The organism is Salipiger marinus (assembly GCF_900100085.1).
In the GTDB taxonomy this organism is placed as follows: domain Bacteria; phylum Pseudomonadota; class Alphaproteobacteria; order Rhodobacterales; family Rhodobacteraceae; genus Salipiger; species Salipiger marinus.
The window spans coordinates 1-13,703 of the sequence record NZ_FNEJ01000028.1; the positions used below are offsets into that span (position 1 = coordinate 1).

The window sequence follows — 13,703 nt, forward strand, 5'->3', positions numbered from 1 at the left end:
CCTGCTGCGCCGGGGTTAAGGCCCTGCCTTTCTTGCCACCTCCCTTGATGCCGCCAGTCTCGGCCTCTTCTGCTGAGCCTTTAGGGTCTTCCTGCGCCTCGGCCGCCACGCCCTCGGGCAGGTCGACATCCTCGGCTGCGGCGAAGCGCGCGCGCACGTCATCTCTGCGGTCGGTCATGCGTCCTGTCCCGTCCTGTCGTCTTTTTGGTCCCGTCCCGTCAGGACATCGTTCAGATCCACCCCCTCCCCGGGATGGACGATCTGGCCGCGCAGGCCGGGCCGCAGCGCCATGGCGCGGCGCAGCCCGCATTCGAGCTTGTGCCGCGTGGCGCGCGGGTCGGAATCGCCATCCTGAATGAAGATCAGCCGCCGCACCCAAGCGGGCGGCACAAAGGCCTCGGTGTCAGTCAGGTCCGGCAGACCGGCATAGCGCAGGCCTTCGCCGCGCCGCGCCCGGCCCGCCATGTTGCCCAGATCGATCCCGGCCCAATAGGCGGCGCCCGGCACCGCGCCCGCCACCATGGCCGAAAGCGTGGTCTCGATCCCCTCGCCCATCACTAGCGTGTCGGCACCCTCGGGCGTGCAAAGCCGGATCGCGGCGCCCTTCTTGGATCCGCGCACCATCTTGGCGGGCAGTGTCTCGCCCTGCCATGTGATCCGGGCTTTGCCGTGGGGCGGTTCGGGGTCGACCCAGGTCTGGTGTACCGCCGTCAGCGCGCCCCCGGCATCGAGCACGCCCGCGATCATGCAGGGGCCACGATGCACGGTCACCAGCTCGTGCCCGATCTTTTTGACGTAAGGGTGATCGACAAGGAATCGCAGCGCCTCGGGCAGTTCTGGCAGCATGTCGGGCGTGAAGCCGCGCGCCATCAGATAGGCCCGCACCACACCCTGCGATCCGGGCCGCGACCGGGCCCAGATCTCGCGGGCATCGCGCAGGCTCTGCTCGCGATAGCGGTTCTGCGCCGCGCGCTGGCGCTGTTCCTCCGCCTCGGCCAAGGCCCGACGCCGGGCCAGCTCCGCCGGATCGATCGAGGCGGGCGCCTCGCCGCAAGCCCAGGTCAGGGCATCGGCAAAGCCCAGATTCAGCACCTGCCGCACCAGCTCGACCGTGTCGCCGCCGGTGATGCCGCATTTGCGGCACAGGAACGCCCTGCTGTGCAGGTTGATGCCGAACCGGTCCCGGCCACCGCAAAGCGGACAGGGCCCGACCAGCTCGCCACCTGCCGCCCGCAGGCCGGTGATGCCCAGCCGGTCGACCAGCTCGCGCACCGGGATAGCTTTGGCCTCAGTCAGCCGAGGGTCCATGACGCCTCCTGCCGCAGATCGAGGTTGAGCTGATCGGCCCGCGCGGTCAGCGCCGCCATCTCGCCCGGGAACGCCCCCCGCTGACGCGCATGGCGCAGCTGCCAGAGCCAGCCCTTCAGCTCCGCCCGAGGCAGATCCGCAATGATGGTCAGCTTGTCCTGTGGATCCAGCACCGGCTCAGCCATGGCCCGCGCCCCCGATCGGCGGCAGACAGGCCGCCACATGGCGCCAGCCCGCAGGCAGCGGCCCGGGAGCCTCCCCCTCCAGCCCCGCCAGAACATCGCCCGGCCAATTGTCGGAAATCACGCAGATCCAGCCCTCGAGCCATTCCTGCAGGAATCGCCCGGCGGCGGGCACGTCGTGCCGGCACAGCGCCAGAAACTCCCGTACCGCGTCGCGGGCGCGCACATCCTCCCCGGCCCAGTCCAGCAGCGCCTCGACCAGCCCGAGCATCTCCCGCTCCGTGAGACACGAGGCCTGCGCCTTCACCGCCACCGCCTGCGCGCGCAGCCCGAAGGCAAGGATGGGATCGACGGGACGGGTCATGTCAGCGGACTGCGCCGGGCGTCCGGCATCCCCACGAGGATCGGCCCCGCGTGCTGTCGTCATTGCGATGTCGGTCATGTCTACCTCACAAAAAGGCCCCGCGCCGCGGGGGCGACGCGGGGATCCAGTCTGACAGGAAGGAAACCCGCGCCGATTGCCCCCGGCACGGTTGGGGATTCAGAAAGGCGCGCGGGGCATCGGGGAGGATGGGGGACTCCCCGCGCGACAAGCTGCAGGGCACGAGCGCACCCCGCAGCATGCTCGGGTGACAGGCCCGAACATTCGATGGGACGGCGACGGTCACGCCGCCCTCCGTGCGTCCAGTTCTGCTGCCAGCGCGGCAGTCAGCGCCTCGGGCATTTCCACCATGGCGATCAGCATCTTATCGGCGGAGGGACGGTTGAGGCCGTTCCACCAGTTGCAGGCAGTCGAAAACCGCACCTCGAAATGCACCGCCACCGCTTCGGGACCGGCGAATGCCGTGTGCAGGAACCGGGCCCAGATCTCGGGTGCCGCAATCCGCAGCCAGTAGCGGTCCAGAACTTTGGTGCAGGACGCTGGCGCCGCCTGCGCGGCAGGCTGGCCCGAGTTATTAACGACAAGGCGTAAAGACATGCTCACCGCCCTTTCTCCCCAAGAATTTGCTCGAGATCCCCGCGCAGCCCTTCCAGATCCAGGGCAAGCGCCTCGGAACTGCGCCGCATCAGCGATGCGCTGGCCCGCAGCCGCACCAGCCGGTCAAGCAGATCACCCCGCCCCAGCAGCATGGCATCCCCAAGCACCGGCTCCGGCGCATCAATGGTGCGGCGCCCGAGGGCGCGGCCAATCAAACGCCGGATCATGCGGCATCCTCCTGCGCAGGGCCCTCAACTTCCGGGGGCGGGTTGGCGACCATGAAGTCGCGCAGCCGATCGACGCGAGCCATGGTCGGGCTGGAGATGCCGGACTTCCACGAGCCCCATTCCTTCCAGCCCGCGCCGATGGCATCGCGCAACACCGCCTGCGGCGTCCGGTTCACAGAGGCCGCGTAGGCCTCAACATCTGCGATCAACTGCTCCATGGCAGTCTTGATGGGAAAATTTTACTACCATTGCAAGGGAATTCTTTCCCGTCGCCAGCATGATCGCTTCATGGGAAAATATGCCCATGTCAGCGGACCCGTTTGTATCAGGCCTTAAGGCGATATTTGACCGCGACAGTGGGTTAAAACCGGCTACCGTTTCGACCAAGGCCGGGCTCAGCAACTCCACCATTCGCAAGATGTTCGAGAACCCCTCAGCCTCGCCAAAGATTTCGAACGCGATCAAGATCGCCTCTGCACTGGGTCTCACCGTTGAGCAGGTCATCGCCTCTGCCCATGTCGAAATGCCTGCCATCGTGGCCCCGACAATTGCGATAGCAGGTAAGGTCGGTGCTGGCGCACAGGTGCCCGTGTTCGACGTCTACGAAAAAGGCGACGGCCCGCAGGTAGAATGCCCCCCCGGCCTGACTCCGCATGGCGTGGTTGCTGTAGAAGTCACCGGTGATAGCATGGAACCGACCTACAGCGCCGGTGATCTGCTGTTCTACACCCGCGCGACTCATGAAGGCGTGCCTGCCGACGAGGTCGGCCATCGCTGCGTCTGCGAAGACGAGGCGGGCATGGGTTGGGTCAAGCAGGTTAAGCTGGGCAGTGCGCCGGGGCTGTTCAACCTGATCTCGCTCAATCCCGGCGCTGACAACATGCACGATGTGAAGCTGAAGTGGGCCGCGCGGGTGCGGCTGCACTGGCCAGCCGAACTGGCGAAAAGAATCTGAACAAGAAGAAGCGATCGTTAGGCTTGCTTGCGTCCATGAGGATTAAAGCTCAGCGAAAGCTTGGGTGCGGCCAAGACTTGGAGGCGCCACAAAGGCCCAGCCCAGCGAGTACCTCACACCCAGAACCAAACGCGCCCGGCCCCGCGCCGGGCTTTTTTGTCAAGCGACTCATAGGAACAAAAACCCGGGGAATACTTTCCCATTTTGCTTGACATGGGAATTCTTTCCCACTTACGACTTGTCTCCATTAAACCGATGGAGTTTACGATGCCACAAGGAACCTTCCCCTCCGATCCGGTCGCCTTTCTGACCGACCCCGAAGCCGCCGCCGCGAACCGCGTGTGGCGGCAGGACTGCTGGCTGATGCTGAAGGCCCGTCAGGGCCATCCGATTGAACGCGAAGCCGGAAACCGGCTGAACGATCTGGAAGAGCGCATCACGGGCCGGTCGACGCTGGTGCATGTCAGCACTGACTGCGATCCGGACCCGCTGCCGCCCGCCCCGGCCATGACCGAGGTGGAGGCGGCCCGGCGGCGTGCGGAACCCTCCATTTTCCGCGCCATCGCCGCGCGCGCCATGGGCTCCCGCGGGGGATCGGCGGCATGATCAGCGCAGAAGATAACGACCTGCACGCGGAAATCGCGCTCCTGCTGGAGGCGGTGCCCGCAGCGGACCAGCCGCGTGTCCTGCGCGAGGTGATCGAGGCCACAGGCGGGCTGTGGCAGGTGCCTGAGAACCCGCCCGCCACGCCACATTATCAGGAACTCGTGGTGGGCGGCATCCGGACCACCGGCGGCACCATGTCGGACTGCGTGACGCAATACCTCGCGCAGGTGACAGGCAGGGCGGCATGACGGCAGCCACCAGTCACGGATACGCCGTCCCGTCCCTCGCCGAGGCCCGGGCCACGCTGGCCGATGCTTTGCATGCCGGCGTGGAGGAACTGATCGCCGCCTGCGCCGTGATCGAGGATCAGAGCGATGATCCCGCCGAGGCGCGGGAGGCCTGCGAGCTGCGGGAGCGGCTGCAGGCAAAGGCGCCGCGTCCGCGGCGCTATCCCGGCAGGCGGAGGTGGTGATGGGCGACCCCTTCGCGATCGGACAGCACCTGTGGCCGGGCCCGGACCCGAAGCGCCAGCGCGTCCCCGACCATGACGCCCGAAGCGTACTGACAGCCGATCCGCAGCGGTCGATGTCCCGCGCTGGCGCGGTCACCCTACCGCGCCGCAACCACGAAAGACACGGACGGATGCCCCGGCAGCAATGTTGCCGGGCATCCTTGGGCAAGGAGGACTGATCATGGCAGCACCGGCTCCCCTCGCCGTCCGCGACACCACGGCGGCGCGCATGCTTGACATGCCAGCGGCAGAGTTTCGACGTCTGGTTGACGCCGGAGCGCTGCCGAAACCCCGTCGCATCGGGGGCCATGAGCGGTGGCGTACCGCCGATATCGAGGCGATCCTGTCAGGCGACTCTGCCATTCCGCACGAAGATTTCGAACTGTGAGACCACCCAAGCCCCGCATCGCAAAACCCCGCCTGCACTGGCGATGGGTGCGCGGCAAATGGGAGCCTTATCACCGGGTGACATGGACGGAAGGCGGCAAACGCCGGTCGCGCGAGGTCAAGCTCGACTGGAAGGGCGATAGCGAGGAGCTTGACCGGCTCTACTGGCTGGCCCAGTCCGGGCGCCATAGCGCGCAGCAAAGCCCCGCGCGCTATACATGGCGCGAATGCATCGAGGCATGGCGCCGGGACGCTGTCGCAGGACAGGGCAAGCTGCAGGACAGCACCAAGGCCGGGTATCGCCGGACCATGGATGCGATCATGGAAAAGAACTCGGACAAGGATATGCGCAAGACCACCCGGCAGGGCGTGCGCGCCGCAATCAGCACATTAAGCGACACGCCGAGGAAGGCGAGCCGCTACGCGCAGACCGTGTCCCTGCTGTGGAACTATGCCGCCACGGAGCTGGACTGGCCCTTGGGCGAAAACCCGGCCAGACGGCTGGCGCGCTACAAGCCCGCTCGCGAATTTGAGCCGTGGCCGGAATGGATGGTGGCGAAGCTCGACAGCGCGCCAGAGTCGGTGAAGATCGCCGCGCGGCTGATCCTTGGCACAGGCCAGCGTCCGAATGCCGCAATCACCATGCGGCGCGACCAGATCGACGGCGAATGGATGCGGGTCCGCGATGAAAAGGGCGATCAGTGGCTGGAGGTCTATTGCCCGCAGAGCCTGCGCAGCTTTGCAGCCGCCCTGCCGGTTCGCGGGGCACATTTCCTCGCGAAGAACCTGCGCGAGCCTCTGGGTTATCACGCGGTCGAACGGGCGTTCCGCATTTGGCGCGCCGATCTTGGTGACGCGGCGCGCCCCTTCACGCTGCACGGGCTGCGCAAGCTGGCGATTGTGGAGCTGGCCGAGGCCGGGGCGTCCGATGCGGAGATCCAAGCAGTGACCGGACAGAGCGCGGATATGGTGGCCTATTACCGCAAGCGTGCGAGCAAGCGGGCCCTGTCGAAGGCGGCTCAGGAGCGCCGCAAATGACGCAGAACGGAGCGGAAACAGAACGGGACTGTGTGAACGCGGAGTGTGAATGGGCGCAGGTCGCGCCGTCAGCGTTCGCTGGTCCGGGAAAAATTCCCCACTGATTCGAGCGTGGTACCCAAGGCCGGACTCGAACCGGCACGCCTTGCGGCGGGGGATTTTGAATCCCCTGCGTCTACCATTCCGCCACTTGGGCCTGACCCTGATCTAGCCGCAGCCTCCGGGCTCGTAAAGTGCCAAATGGGCGGCGCTGCCTGCAGCACAGGCAGCTGCGGCGGCGGGCGCACGCAGGGGCGGTGACTTGCGCCATTTTCGCACTTGCGGGTTGCGCCGCTGCCGCCGCCATGCTTCGTGCGCGCTGACCCAGACGGAGATCTTCCCGCATGCTGCGCCGCCTTTATGACTGGACCATGTCTCTGGCCGAACACCGCCACGCGCTTTGGGCGCTGGCCGCGGTGTCCTTCATCGAGGCCTCGGTCTTTCCCATCCCGCCCGACGTGCTGATGATCCCGATGATTCTGGCCGCACCGCATCGCGCGTGGCTGATCGCGCTGGTGGCGACGCTGGCCTCGGTGCTGGGGGGTGTTCTGGGTTATGGCATCGGCGCCTTCTTCTTCGAAAGCCTTGGCCAGCCCATTCTCGAATCGCTGGGCAAGGCGGATTCGATGGAGGCCTTCAACAGCCGCTTCAACGGCGTGGGCTTCTGGGCCGTGCTGATCGCGGGGATCACGCCCTTCCCGTTCAAGGTCATCACCATCATGTCGGGCTGGACGGCGATGCCGCTGGCCACCTTCATCGTCACCTCGGTGATCGCGCGGGCCTTCCGGTTCTTCGTGGTGGCGGCCCTGCTGCGGACCTTCGGCGCGCCGGTGCGCGAGTTCATCGAGCGCCGTCTCGGACTTGTGTTCACGCTTTTTGTCCTGCTGCTTGCAGGCGGGTTCTTTCTGGTGAAATACCTCTGAGCATGAGGCTGTCGCACAGAACCCTTGTCATTCTTGCCGCAGGCGGGTCCGCCGCCCTGCTGCTTGCCGCCTTCGGCTTCCAGCATCTGGGGGGCATGGCGCCCTGCAAGCTCTGCCTGTGGCAGCGCTGGCCCCATGCGGCGGCGGTGCTGATCGGTGCGGCCTGCCTTGCCTTCGGGCAGCGCGCGCTGGCATGGGCCGGGGCGCTGGCCGCGGCGGCCACGGCGGGGGTCGGGATCTATCACGCCGGGGTGGAACAGGGCTGGTGGCCCGGTCCCACCACCTGCACCTCGGGTCCGGTCGGGGGGCTGTCCACCGACGAGCTGCTGAACCAGATCATGGCGGCGCCGCTGGTGCGCTGTGACGACATCCCGTGGCAGCTGATGGGCATTTCCATGGCGGGCTGGAATGCCATTGCGTCGCTGCTGCTGCTGGGTCTGTGGATCGCGGCGGCCCGCCGGGCCTGAGCCGCAGCCATGCCCTGCGCAGGCGGGACCCCGCCTTGCACCGCGCGCTGCGGCCACATGCCCCGTGACAGCGCGCGCAAACTCCGCCATCACACTGTCATGACCAACCGCCTCGCCCTCTGGATCGGAGCCGCGCTGCTGGCCGCCATCATGGCGGACATCCTGCTTTACGACGCGGAGCATCTGCTGTTTCTTGGCCGCAGGTTCTTCGTGCTTCTGGACTGGATCGCGTTCTGGAGGTGAGCGCTAACATGTTGCGGTTGACTTGCCCCTGCGATCCTGTTGACTTCACCACGCCTGCCAACTCTCGGACAACGAGGAGATTTCCATGACCGTCAAGGTAGCCATCAACGGCTTCGGGCGCATCGGGCGCAACGTGCTCCGTGCCATCATCGAATCGGGCCGCACCGATATCGAGGTCGTTGCCATCAACGATCTGGGCCCGGTCGAGACCAACGCCCATCTGCTGCAGTTCGACAGCGTCCACGGCCGCTTTCCGGTCGAGGTCAAGGTCGCGGGCGATACCATCGACGTGGGCCGCGGGCCGATCAAGGTCAGCGCCGAACGCAACCCCGCCGACCTGCCCTGGGGCGACGTGGATGTGGTGCTGGAATGCACCGGCATCTTTACCGCCCGCGAAAAGGCGGCGCAGCATCTGGCCAATGGCGCGAGCCGCGTGCTGGTCTCTGCCCCCGCGACCGGGGCGGACAAGACCATCGTTTACGGCGTGAACCATGACACGCTGACCAAGGATGATCTGGTGGTGTCCAACGCCTCCTGCACCACCAACTGCCTGTCGCCGGTGGCCAAGGTGCTGAACGATGCCATCGGCATCGAAAAGGGCTTCATGACCACCATCCACAGCTATACCGGCGACCAGCCGACGCTGGATACCATGCACAAGGATCTGTATCGCGGCCGCGCCGCCGCGCTGTCGATGATCCCGACCAGCACCGGGGCCGCCAAGGCCGTGGGTCTGGTGCTGCCGGAACTGAACGGCAAGCTGGACGGCGTCGCGATCCGGGTGCCCACGCCGAACGTGTCGGTGGTGGATCTGGTGTTCGAAGCCAAGCGCAGCACCACGGTCGAGGAGGTGAACGAGGCCATCCGCGCCGCCGCCAACGGGCCGCTTAAGGGCATTCTGGGGTTCACCGACAAGCCCAACGTGTCGATCGACTTCAACCACGATCCGCATTCGTCGATCTTCCACATGGATCAGACCAAGGTCATGGACGGCACCATGGTGCGTATCCTGACATGGTATGACAACGAATGGGGCTTCTCCAACCGCATGGCCGACACCGCCGTGGCGATGGGCAAGCTGATCTGATCCCGAACGGACGGGAGACGTGACCGGAACGGGGCCGCAAGGCCCCGTTTTCCGTTTCAGTCCGACACCATCTGCCGGGCGGCGGCATAGCCCTGCTGCACCTCTGCCCCGGCGGGGCTGCGGCGGCTGGTGAAGACCGGCAGCACCTGCGTCTGCACCGGCACCGGCGCGGGCATCGCCCGCTCCACCAGCATCATATCCGGCCCGGTCCGGCCTGCGGGTCTGGGCGCGCCCAGCGTCAGCCGCCGCGCGGCGGGGGGGGGGTCGGTGATCTCCATGATCCGGCTCCTGTTGCTACTGACCGGAGCCTAGCGCGCTGTGGTTGACAAACCCTTTCCAGAACCCGGCCATCCGCCGCCGCCATGCAGAGAGTGCATCCCGGGACGACCGTTCCGACAATTGTGCTGCACCGCAGCGAGGCTTAGGTTAGCGCCAACACCACAGATCAGATCACAAAGGAACCCTCAAATGACCCATGCCTTCCAAAGCCTCGCCCGTCACTTCGCCTATCTGCGCACCCGCAGCACGCTGCGCGCCCTGCCCCTGCGCACCCGCATGGACTGCAATCTGGATGGTCGCGAAGACGCGCTGGCCCATCGCGCGGTTTACGGCGCCTGACCCTCAGGCGGTGCCGAAGCGGACCTTCAGCGCGTCGTTGACCGTGGGGGTGACAAACTTGCTGACATCGCCGCCAAGCCGCGCGATCTCCTTGACCAGCTTTGACGCGATGGCCTGATGCCGGGCTTCGGCCATCAGGAACACGGTCTCGATGCTGGTATCCAGCGCGCGGTTCATGCCGACCATCTGGAATTCATACTCGAAATCCGCCACGGCCCGCAGGCCGCGGATGATGATCTGCGCCCCCACGTCGCGGGCGCAGTCGATCAGCAGGTTCTCGAACGGATGCGCCACGATCTCTGTCCCGGTGCGGGCGGACAGATCGGCGCATTCGCCCTCGATCATCGCCACCCGCTCGTCCAGCGAAAACAGCGGACCCTTGTCGCGGTTGATCGCGACGCCGATCACCAGCCGGTCGACCAGAGCGGCGGCGCGGCTGATGATGTCCATATGGCCCAGCGTGATGGGATCGAAAGTGCCGGGATAAAGGCCGATGCGCATGGGGTCTTCCTGTCCTGCGTGGGGGCTGAACCTCGGCGCACGCAACAATATTGCGCCGGTGATTGCAACCCCGAAACGCGCACGGCACTAGAAGCCCATGATCATGCCCTGCAGCGCGTCCTTCTCCATGGCCAGTTCGGCGATCTGCGCCTTGACCACATCGCCGATGGAGATGATGCCGACCAGCACGTCATCCTCGACCACGGGCATGTGGCGGAAGCGGCCTTCGGTCATGCGGGCCAGCACCACGTTCACATCCTCGTCGCGGGTGCAGACCTTCAGCTTGCGGGTCATCAGATCCTCCACCGGCGCCTCCAGCACCGAGGCGCCGCGCGCGGCGAGCACGCGCACGATGTCCCGCTCCGACAGGATGCCCAGAGGATGCTGCCCGTCCTGAGAGATCACCACGCCCCCGATCCGGCGTTCGGCCAGAAGCTTTGCCGCGTCGGCCACGCTGGTCTGCGGCGGCACCGTGATCACGCCATCGCCGCCCTTGTCCCTGAGAATCTGTTGCACCTGCATCTGGGCCTCCTCCTGCCTTGCGCCTGTCGGGAAAGCGTCCGACCGCAGGGGGCTTCTGTCAAGCCAGACCTTCGAGAGAGGAGAGTTCCCGCCGCACACCCTCGGCCAGTGCTGCGGCAAACCGGTTGAGCCGGTCCAGCCGCCGGTCGTCCACATGGCGCACCAGATAGAAGCTGCGGGTCAGCGCCACCTCCTCGGGCAGCACCCGCACCAGCCCCGGGGCTGCGGGCAGCGCAAAGTCATGCACGATGCCCAGCCCCGCCCCCAGCCGCAGCCAGTGAAACTGCACCGCCACGGAATTGGAGGCGAGCCGCACCCGGTCCAGCCCCAGATCCGCCAGATAATCCAGCTCCTTGTCGAAGATCATGTCGGGGATGTAGCCCACGATGCGATGCCCCTGCAGATCGGCGCGGCTGCGGATCGGCGGATGCCGCGCCAGATAGTCGCGCGAGGCCGCGAGATGCAGGCGGTAATCGCTGAGCTTCTGCACCAGCAGCCGCCCCGCACTGGGGGCGGAGACGGCAATCGCCATATCCGCCTCGCGCCGGGTCAGGTTGACCACCCGCGGCAGCGCCACGATCTGCAGATCGAGATCGGGATTGTCGGCGGAAATCGCGGCACAGACCTGCGGCAGCAGAAAATTTGCGCAGCCATCCGGGGCACCGATGCGGATCTGGCCCGAGAGCGTGCCTTCGGCCCCGCGCAGCGCCTGCACCCCCTGCCCCAGCGCCTGCTCCGCCGCCTCGGCATGGGCCAGAAGCCGCGCGCCCGCCTCGCTCAGCGCGTAGCCCTGCGGCGACTTGCCGAAAAGCGGATGCCCCAGCCCCTGTTCCAGCCGCGCGACACGGCGCCCCACCGTGGCGGGATCCATCCGCAGCAGCCGGGCCGCCGCCGACAGGCTTTCGCCGCGCGCCACGGCAAGGAAAATCCGCAGGTCATCCCAGTTTTCCGTCATGGTCGCACCTGAATTTCTGCAAAACGCTTTTGCCGGATTACCCCTGTTTCCCGCATTTTTGCAAGGTTAGGCTGGCCGCGACCGATCAGGAGGATCAGACATGGAAGAACTTTGCCATTTCATCAACGGCCAGCGCGTCAAGGGCACCTCGGGGCGCTTTTCCGACGTGATGAATCCCGCCACCGGCGAGGTGCAGGGCCGCGTGCCGCTGGCCAGCGTCGAGGAGCTGAACGCCGCCGTGGCGCAGGCCGCCGAGGCCCAGAAGGCCTGGGCCACCACCAATCCGCAGCGTCGGGCCCGCGTGATGATGGCCTTTGGCGCGCTGATCAACACCCATATGGACGAGCTTGCCGAACTGGTCAGCCGCGAGCATGGCAAGACCCTGCCCGACGGGCGCGGCGACGTGCAGCGCGGGCTGGAGGTGATCGAGGTCTGCATGGGCGCGCCGCACATGCTCAAGGGGGAATATACCGACAATGGCGGGCCGGGCATCGACCTTTATTCCATGCGTCAGCCGCTTGGCGTGGTGGCGGGCATCACGCCCTTCAACTTCCCGGCGATGATTCCGCTGTGGAAGATGGGTCCGGCGCTGGTCAGCGGCAACGCGATGATCCTGAAGCCGTCGGAACGCTGCCCCTCCACCTCGCTGCGGCTGGCGGAACTGCTGAAAGAGGCCGGGCTGCCCGATGGCGTGCTGCAGGTCATCAACGGCGACAAGGAAGTGGTGGACGCCATTCTGGACAATGACACGGTGCAGGCCGTGGGCTTTGTCGGGTCGACCCCGATCGCGCAGTATATCTATGGCCGCGCCGCCACCAACGGCAAGCGCGCGCAGTGCTTCGGCGGTGCCAAGAACCACATGATCATCATGCCCGATGCCGATCTGGACAAGGCGGCGGATGCGCTGGTGGGCGCGGGCTTCGGCGCGGCCGGTGAACGCTGCATGGCGATTTCCGTGGCCGTGCCGGTGGGTCAGGCCACCGCCGACGCGCTGGTCGAACGGCTGGTGCCACGGGTCGAGGCGCTGAAGGTCGGGCCCTATACCGGGGGCGCCGATGTGGATTACGGCCCCGTCATCACCGCGCAGGCCAAGGCGCGCATCGACGGGCTGGTGGCCTCGGGCGTCGATCAGGGCGCGAAGCTGCTGGTGGATGGCCGCAACTTCTCGCTGCAGGGCTATGAGAACGGCTTCTTTGTCGGCCCCTCCTATTTCGACCACGTCACCCCCGACATGGAAATCTACAAGGAAGAGATCTTTGGCCCGGTGCTGTCGCAGGTCCGCGCCGACACCTATGAGGACGCGCTGAACCTTGTCATCGACAACCCCTATGGCAACGGCACCGCGATCTTTACCGCCGATGGCGATACCGCGCGCGATTTTGCGCACCGGGTCAATGTGGGCATGGTGGGCATCAACTTCCCGATCCCGGTGCCGCTGAGCTACCACACCTTCGGCGGCTGGAAAAAATCGGCCTTCGGCGATCTCAACCAGTATGGCCCCGATGCCTTCCGCTTCTACACCAAGACCAAGACGGTGACGGCGCGCTGGTTCTCCGGGATCAAGGACGGCGGAGAGTTCAACTTCAAGCCGATGGACTGACCGGCCTCGGCGACCCCCCTGTTCAGGGGGGTTGCCTCCCGCCCGTTTAGGCGGGACGATGTGCCCGTGACCCGAACCGGGCGCAGCAACGGGGACAGATGTCAGTCACATTCCGAATTCTTCCTGTCCATGGGCTTGTCTATGTCAGGTATGACGGCATCGCGGTGCTGGAGGAAACCTTCCGCGCCTTTGACGCCTATGCCCGCCACCCGCAGCAGCGCCCCGGCCAGAAACAGCTGGTCGATCTGGCAGGCATCACCGGCGTGGAACAGGATTACGTGCGCCTGATGGCGCTGCAGTCGCGCAAGGCGGATCTGTTCAGCGCCCATGAAGGCCAGACGATGATCGTCTATTACGCCCCCACCCCGCTGTCCTACGATCTCAGCAAGATGGTGCTGCGGTCTTGGGACGGGCTCGACAGCATCGTGGCGCTGGTCCAGCAGACCGAAGCGGGCGCGCTGGCCCTGCTGGGGCTGCGCGAGCGCAGCTTTGCCGCGCTGCTGCAGACGGCGGTGTGACGTCGCGCTGGCAGAAGCCGCCGCCCGCCCTATCTGT

23 protein-coding genes and 1 tRNA gene are annotated in these 13,703 nt (G+C 66.4%); 13 read left to right on the plus strand and 11 right to left on the minus strand.

Annotation, left to right across the window (positions count from 1 at the left end; translation table 11 throughout):
• Positions 1-174: 174 nt before the first annotated feature.
• The 6 genes from BLR51_RS22765 to BLR51_RS22790 form a co-directional block, all read right to left on the minus strand.
• Positions 175-1,308, minus strand: a complete 1,134-nt coding sequence (locus BLR51_RS22765) for a DUF7146 domain-containing protein (protein WP_089851318.1) — start codon at positions 1,306-1,308, stop codon at positions 175-177.
• Positions 1,293-1,493, minus strand: coding sequence for a hypothetical protein (locus BLR51_RS22770; RefSeq protein WP_089851320.1), 201 nt, complete (start codon positions 1,491-1,493; stop codon positions 1,293-1,295). The genes BLR51_RS22765 and BLR51_RS22770 overlap by 16 nt, the downstream gene beginning before the upstream one ends.
• Positions 1,486-1,932 carry a hypothetical protein gene (locus BLR51_RS22775; protein WP_131821869.1) on the minus strand — a complete coding sequence of 149 codons (447 nt, stop codon included), beginning with the start codon at positions 1,930-1,932 and terminating at the stop codon, positions 1,486-1,488. The genes BLR51_RS22770 and BLR51_RS22775 overlap by 8 nt, the downstream gene beginning before the upstream one ends.
• Before the next feature lie 222 nt (positions 1,933-2,154).
• Entirely contained in the window at positions 2,155-2,469 is a 315-nt protein-coding gene (locus tag BLR51_RS22780) for a hypothetical protein (RefSeq protein ID WP_089851323.1), read from the minus strand.
• Between the two features lie 2 nt (positions 2,470-2,471).
• Positions 2,472-2,696: a hypothetical protein gene (locus BLR51_RS22785; protein WP_089851326.1), complete on the minus strand. Its 225-nt coding sequence runs from the start codon at positions 2,694-2,696 to the stop codon at positions 2,472-2,474.
• Entirely contained in the window at positions 2,693-2,914 is a 222-nt protein-coding gene (locus BLR51_RS22790) for a hypothetical protein (RefSeq protein ID WP_089851328.1), read from the minus strand. Before BLR51_RS22790 ends, BLR51_RS22785 begins: the two co-directional genes overlap by 4 nt.
• Positions 2,915-3,000: 86 nt before the next feature.
• Between BLR51_RS22790 and BLR51_RS22795 the strand changes: the two genes are divergently transcribed.
• The 6 genes from BLR51_RS22795 to BLR51_RS22820 all read left to right on the plus strand — a co-directional run bounded on the left by BLR51_RS22795 (position 3,001) and on the right by BLR51_RS22820 (position 6,193).
• Positions 3,001-3,651, plus strand: coding sequence for an XRE family transcriptional regulator (locus tag BLR51_RS22795; RefSeq protein ID WP_089851459.1), 651 nt, complete (start codon positions 3,001-3,003; stop codon positions 3,649-3,651).
• A 267-nt stretch (positions 3,652-3,918) separates the two neighbouring features.
• Complete coding sequence (locus BLR51_RS22800) at positions 3,919-4,257, plus strand: hypothetical protein (protein ID WP_089851330.1); 339 nt, start codon at positions 3,919-3,921, stop codon at positions 4,255-4,257.
• The gene (locus tag BLR51_RS22805) at positions 4,254-4,505 is read left to right on the plus strand and encodes a hypothetical protein (protein ID WP_089851332.1); all 252 of its coding nucleotides are present in this window, start codon (positions 4,254-4,256) and stop codon (positions 4,503-4,505) included. Before BLR51_RS22800 ends, BLR51_RS22805 begins: the two co-directional genes overlap by 4 nt.
• Entirely contained in the window at positions 4,502-4,729 is a 228-nt protein-coding gene (locus BLR51_RS22810; protein WP_089851333.1) for a hypothetical protein, read from the plus strand. Before BLR51_RS22805 ends, BLR51_RS22810 begins: the two co-directional genes overlap by 4 nt.
• Positions 4,730-4,949: 220 nt before the next feature.
• Positions 4,950-5,156 carry a helix-turn-helix transcriptional regulator gene (locus tag BLR51_RS22815; protein ID WP_089851461.1) on the plus strand — a complete coding sequence of 69 codons (207 nt, stop codon included), beginning with the start codon at positions 4,950-4,952 and terminating at the stop codon, positions 5,154-5,156.
• Positions 5,153-6,193 (plus strand): tyrosine-type recombinase/integrase, encoded by a 1,041-nt coding sequence (locus BLR51_RS22820; protein WP_131821870.1) that lies wholly within the window; start codon positions 5,153-5,155, stop codon positions 6,191-6,193. The genes BLR51_RS22815 and BLR51_RS22820 overlap by 4 nt, the downstream gene beginning before the upstream one ends.
• A gap of 112 nt (positions 6,194-6,305) precedes the next feature.
• Here the strand turns inward: BLR51_RS22820 and BLR51_RS22825 are convergent.
• A tRNA-Leu gene (locus BLR51_RS22825) sits at positions 6,306-6,389 on the minus strand.
• A gap of 187 nt (positions 6,390-6,576) precedes the next feature.
• On the opposite strand from BLR51_RS22825, the gene BLR51_RS22830 reads away from it, so the two are divergent.
• From BLR51_RS22830 to gap, 4 genes are all read left to right on the plus strand, one after another.
• Positions 6,577-7,155, plus strand: a complete 579-nt coding sequence (locus tag BLR51_RS22830; protein ID WP_089851337.1) for a YqaA family protein — start codon at positions 6,577-6,579, stop codon at positions 7,153-7,155.
• Between the two features lie 2 nt (positions 7,156-7,157).
• A complete protein-coding gene (locus BLR51_RS22835) occupies positions 7,158-7,622 on the plus strand; it encodes a disulfide bond formation protein B (protein ID WP_089851339.1) in 465 nt (154 codons plus the stop codon).
• 99 nt (positions 7,623-7,721) lie between these two features.
• Entirely contained in the window at positions 7,722-7,865 is a 144-nt protein-coding gene (locus BLR51_RS27840; protein WP_165616909.1) for a hypothetical protein, read from the plus strand.
• Positions 7,866-7,950: 85 nt separating this feature from the next.
• The gene (gene gap / locus BLR51_RS22840; RefSeq protein WP_089851341.1) at positions 7,951-8,952 is read left to right on the plus strand and encodes a type I glyceraldehyde-3-phosphate dehydrogenase; all 1,002 of its coding nucleotides are present in this window, start codon (positions 7,951-7,953) and stop codon (positions 8,950-8,952) included.
• 56 nt (positions 8,953-9,008) lie between these two features.
• Here the strand turns inward: gap and BLR51_RS22845 are convergent, their stop codons facing one another.
• A complete protein-coding gene (locus BLR51_RS22845) occupies positions 9,009-9,230 on the minus strand; it encodes a hypothetical protein (RefSeq protein WP_089851343.1) in 222 nt (73 codons plus the stop codon).
• 190 nt (positions 9,231-9,420) lie between these two features.
• On the opposite strand from BLR51_RS22845, the gene BLR51_RS22850 reads away from it, so the two are divergent.
• Positions 9,421-9,570, plus strand: a complete 150-nt coding sequence (locus BLR51_RS22850) for a glyceraldehyde-3-phosphate dehydrogenase (RefSeq protein ID WP_089851344.1) — start codon at positions 9,421-9,423, stop codon at positions 9,568-9,570.
• 3 nt (positions 9,571-9,573) lie between these two features.
• Here the strand turns inward: BLR51_RS22850 and coaD are convergent, their stop codons facing one another.
• From coaD to BLR51_RS22865, 3 genes are all read right to left on the minus strand, one after another.
• On the minus strand, positions 9,574-10,071 hold the full coding sequence (gene coaD, locus BLR51_RS22855; RefSeq protein WP_089851346.1) for a pantetheine-phosphate adenylyltransferase: 498 nt from the start codon (positions 10,069-10,071) through the stop codon (positions 9,574-9,576).
• 87 nt (positions 10,072-10,158) lie between these two features.
• Positions 10,159-10,593, minus strand: a complete 435-nt coding sequence (locus BLR51_RS22860) for a CBS domain-containing protein (RefSeq protein ID WP_089851347.1) — start codon at positions 10,591-10,593, stop codon at positions 10,159-10,161.
• A 58-nt stretch (positions 10,594-10,651) separates the two neighbouring features.
• Entirely contained in the window at positions 10,652-11,548 is an 897-nt protein-coding gene (locus BLR51_RS22865; protein WP_089851349.1) for a LysR family transcriptional regulator, read from the minus strand.
• 100 nt (positions 11,549-11,648) lie between these two features.
• Here BLR51_RS22865 and BLR51_RS22870 point away from each other — a divergent pair, with 100 nt between their 5' ends.
• Both BLR51_RS22870 and BLR51_RS22875 read left to right on the plus strand, forming a co-directional pair.
• Positions 11,649-13,148 (plus strand): CoA-acylating methylmalonate-semialdehyde dehydrogenase, encoded by a 1,500-nt coding sequence (locus BLR51_RS22870; RefSeq protein ID WP_089851351.1) that lies wholly within the window; start codon positions 11,649-11,651, stop codon positions 13,146-13,148.
• Positions 13,149-13,246: 98 nt separating this feature from the next.
• Entirely contained in the window at positions 13,247-13,666 is a 420-nt protein-coding gene (locus tag BLR51_RS22875; RefSeq protein ID WP_089851353.1) for a hypothetical protein, read from the plus strand.
• Positions 13,667-13,703 lie beyond the last annotated feature (37 nt).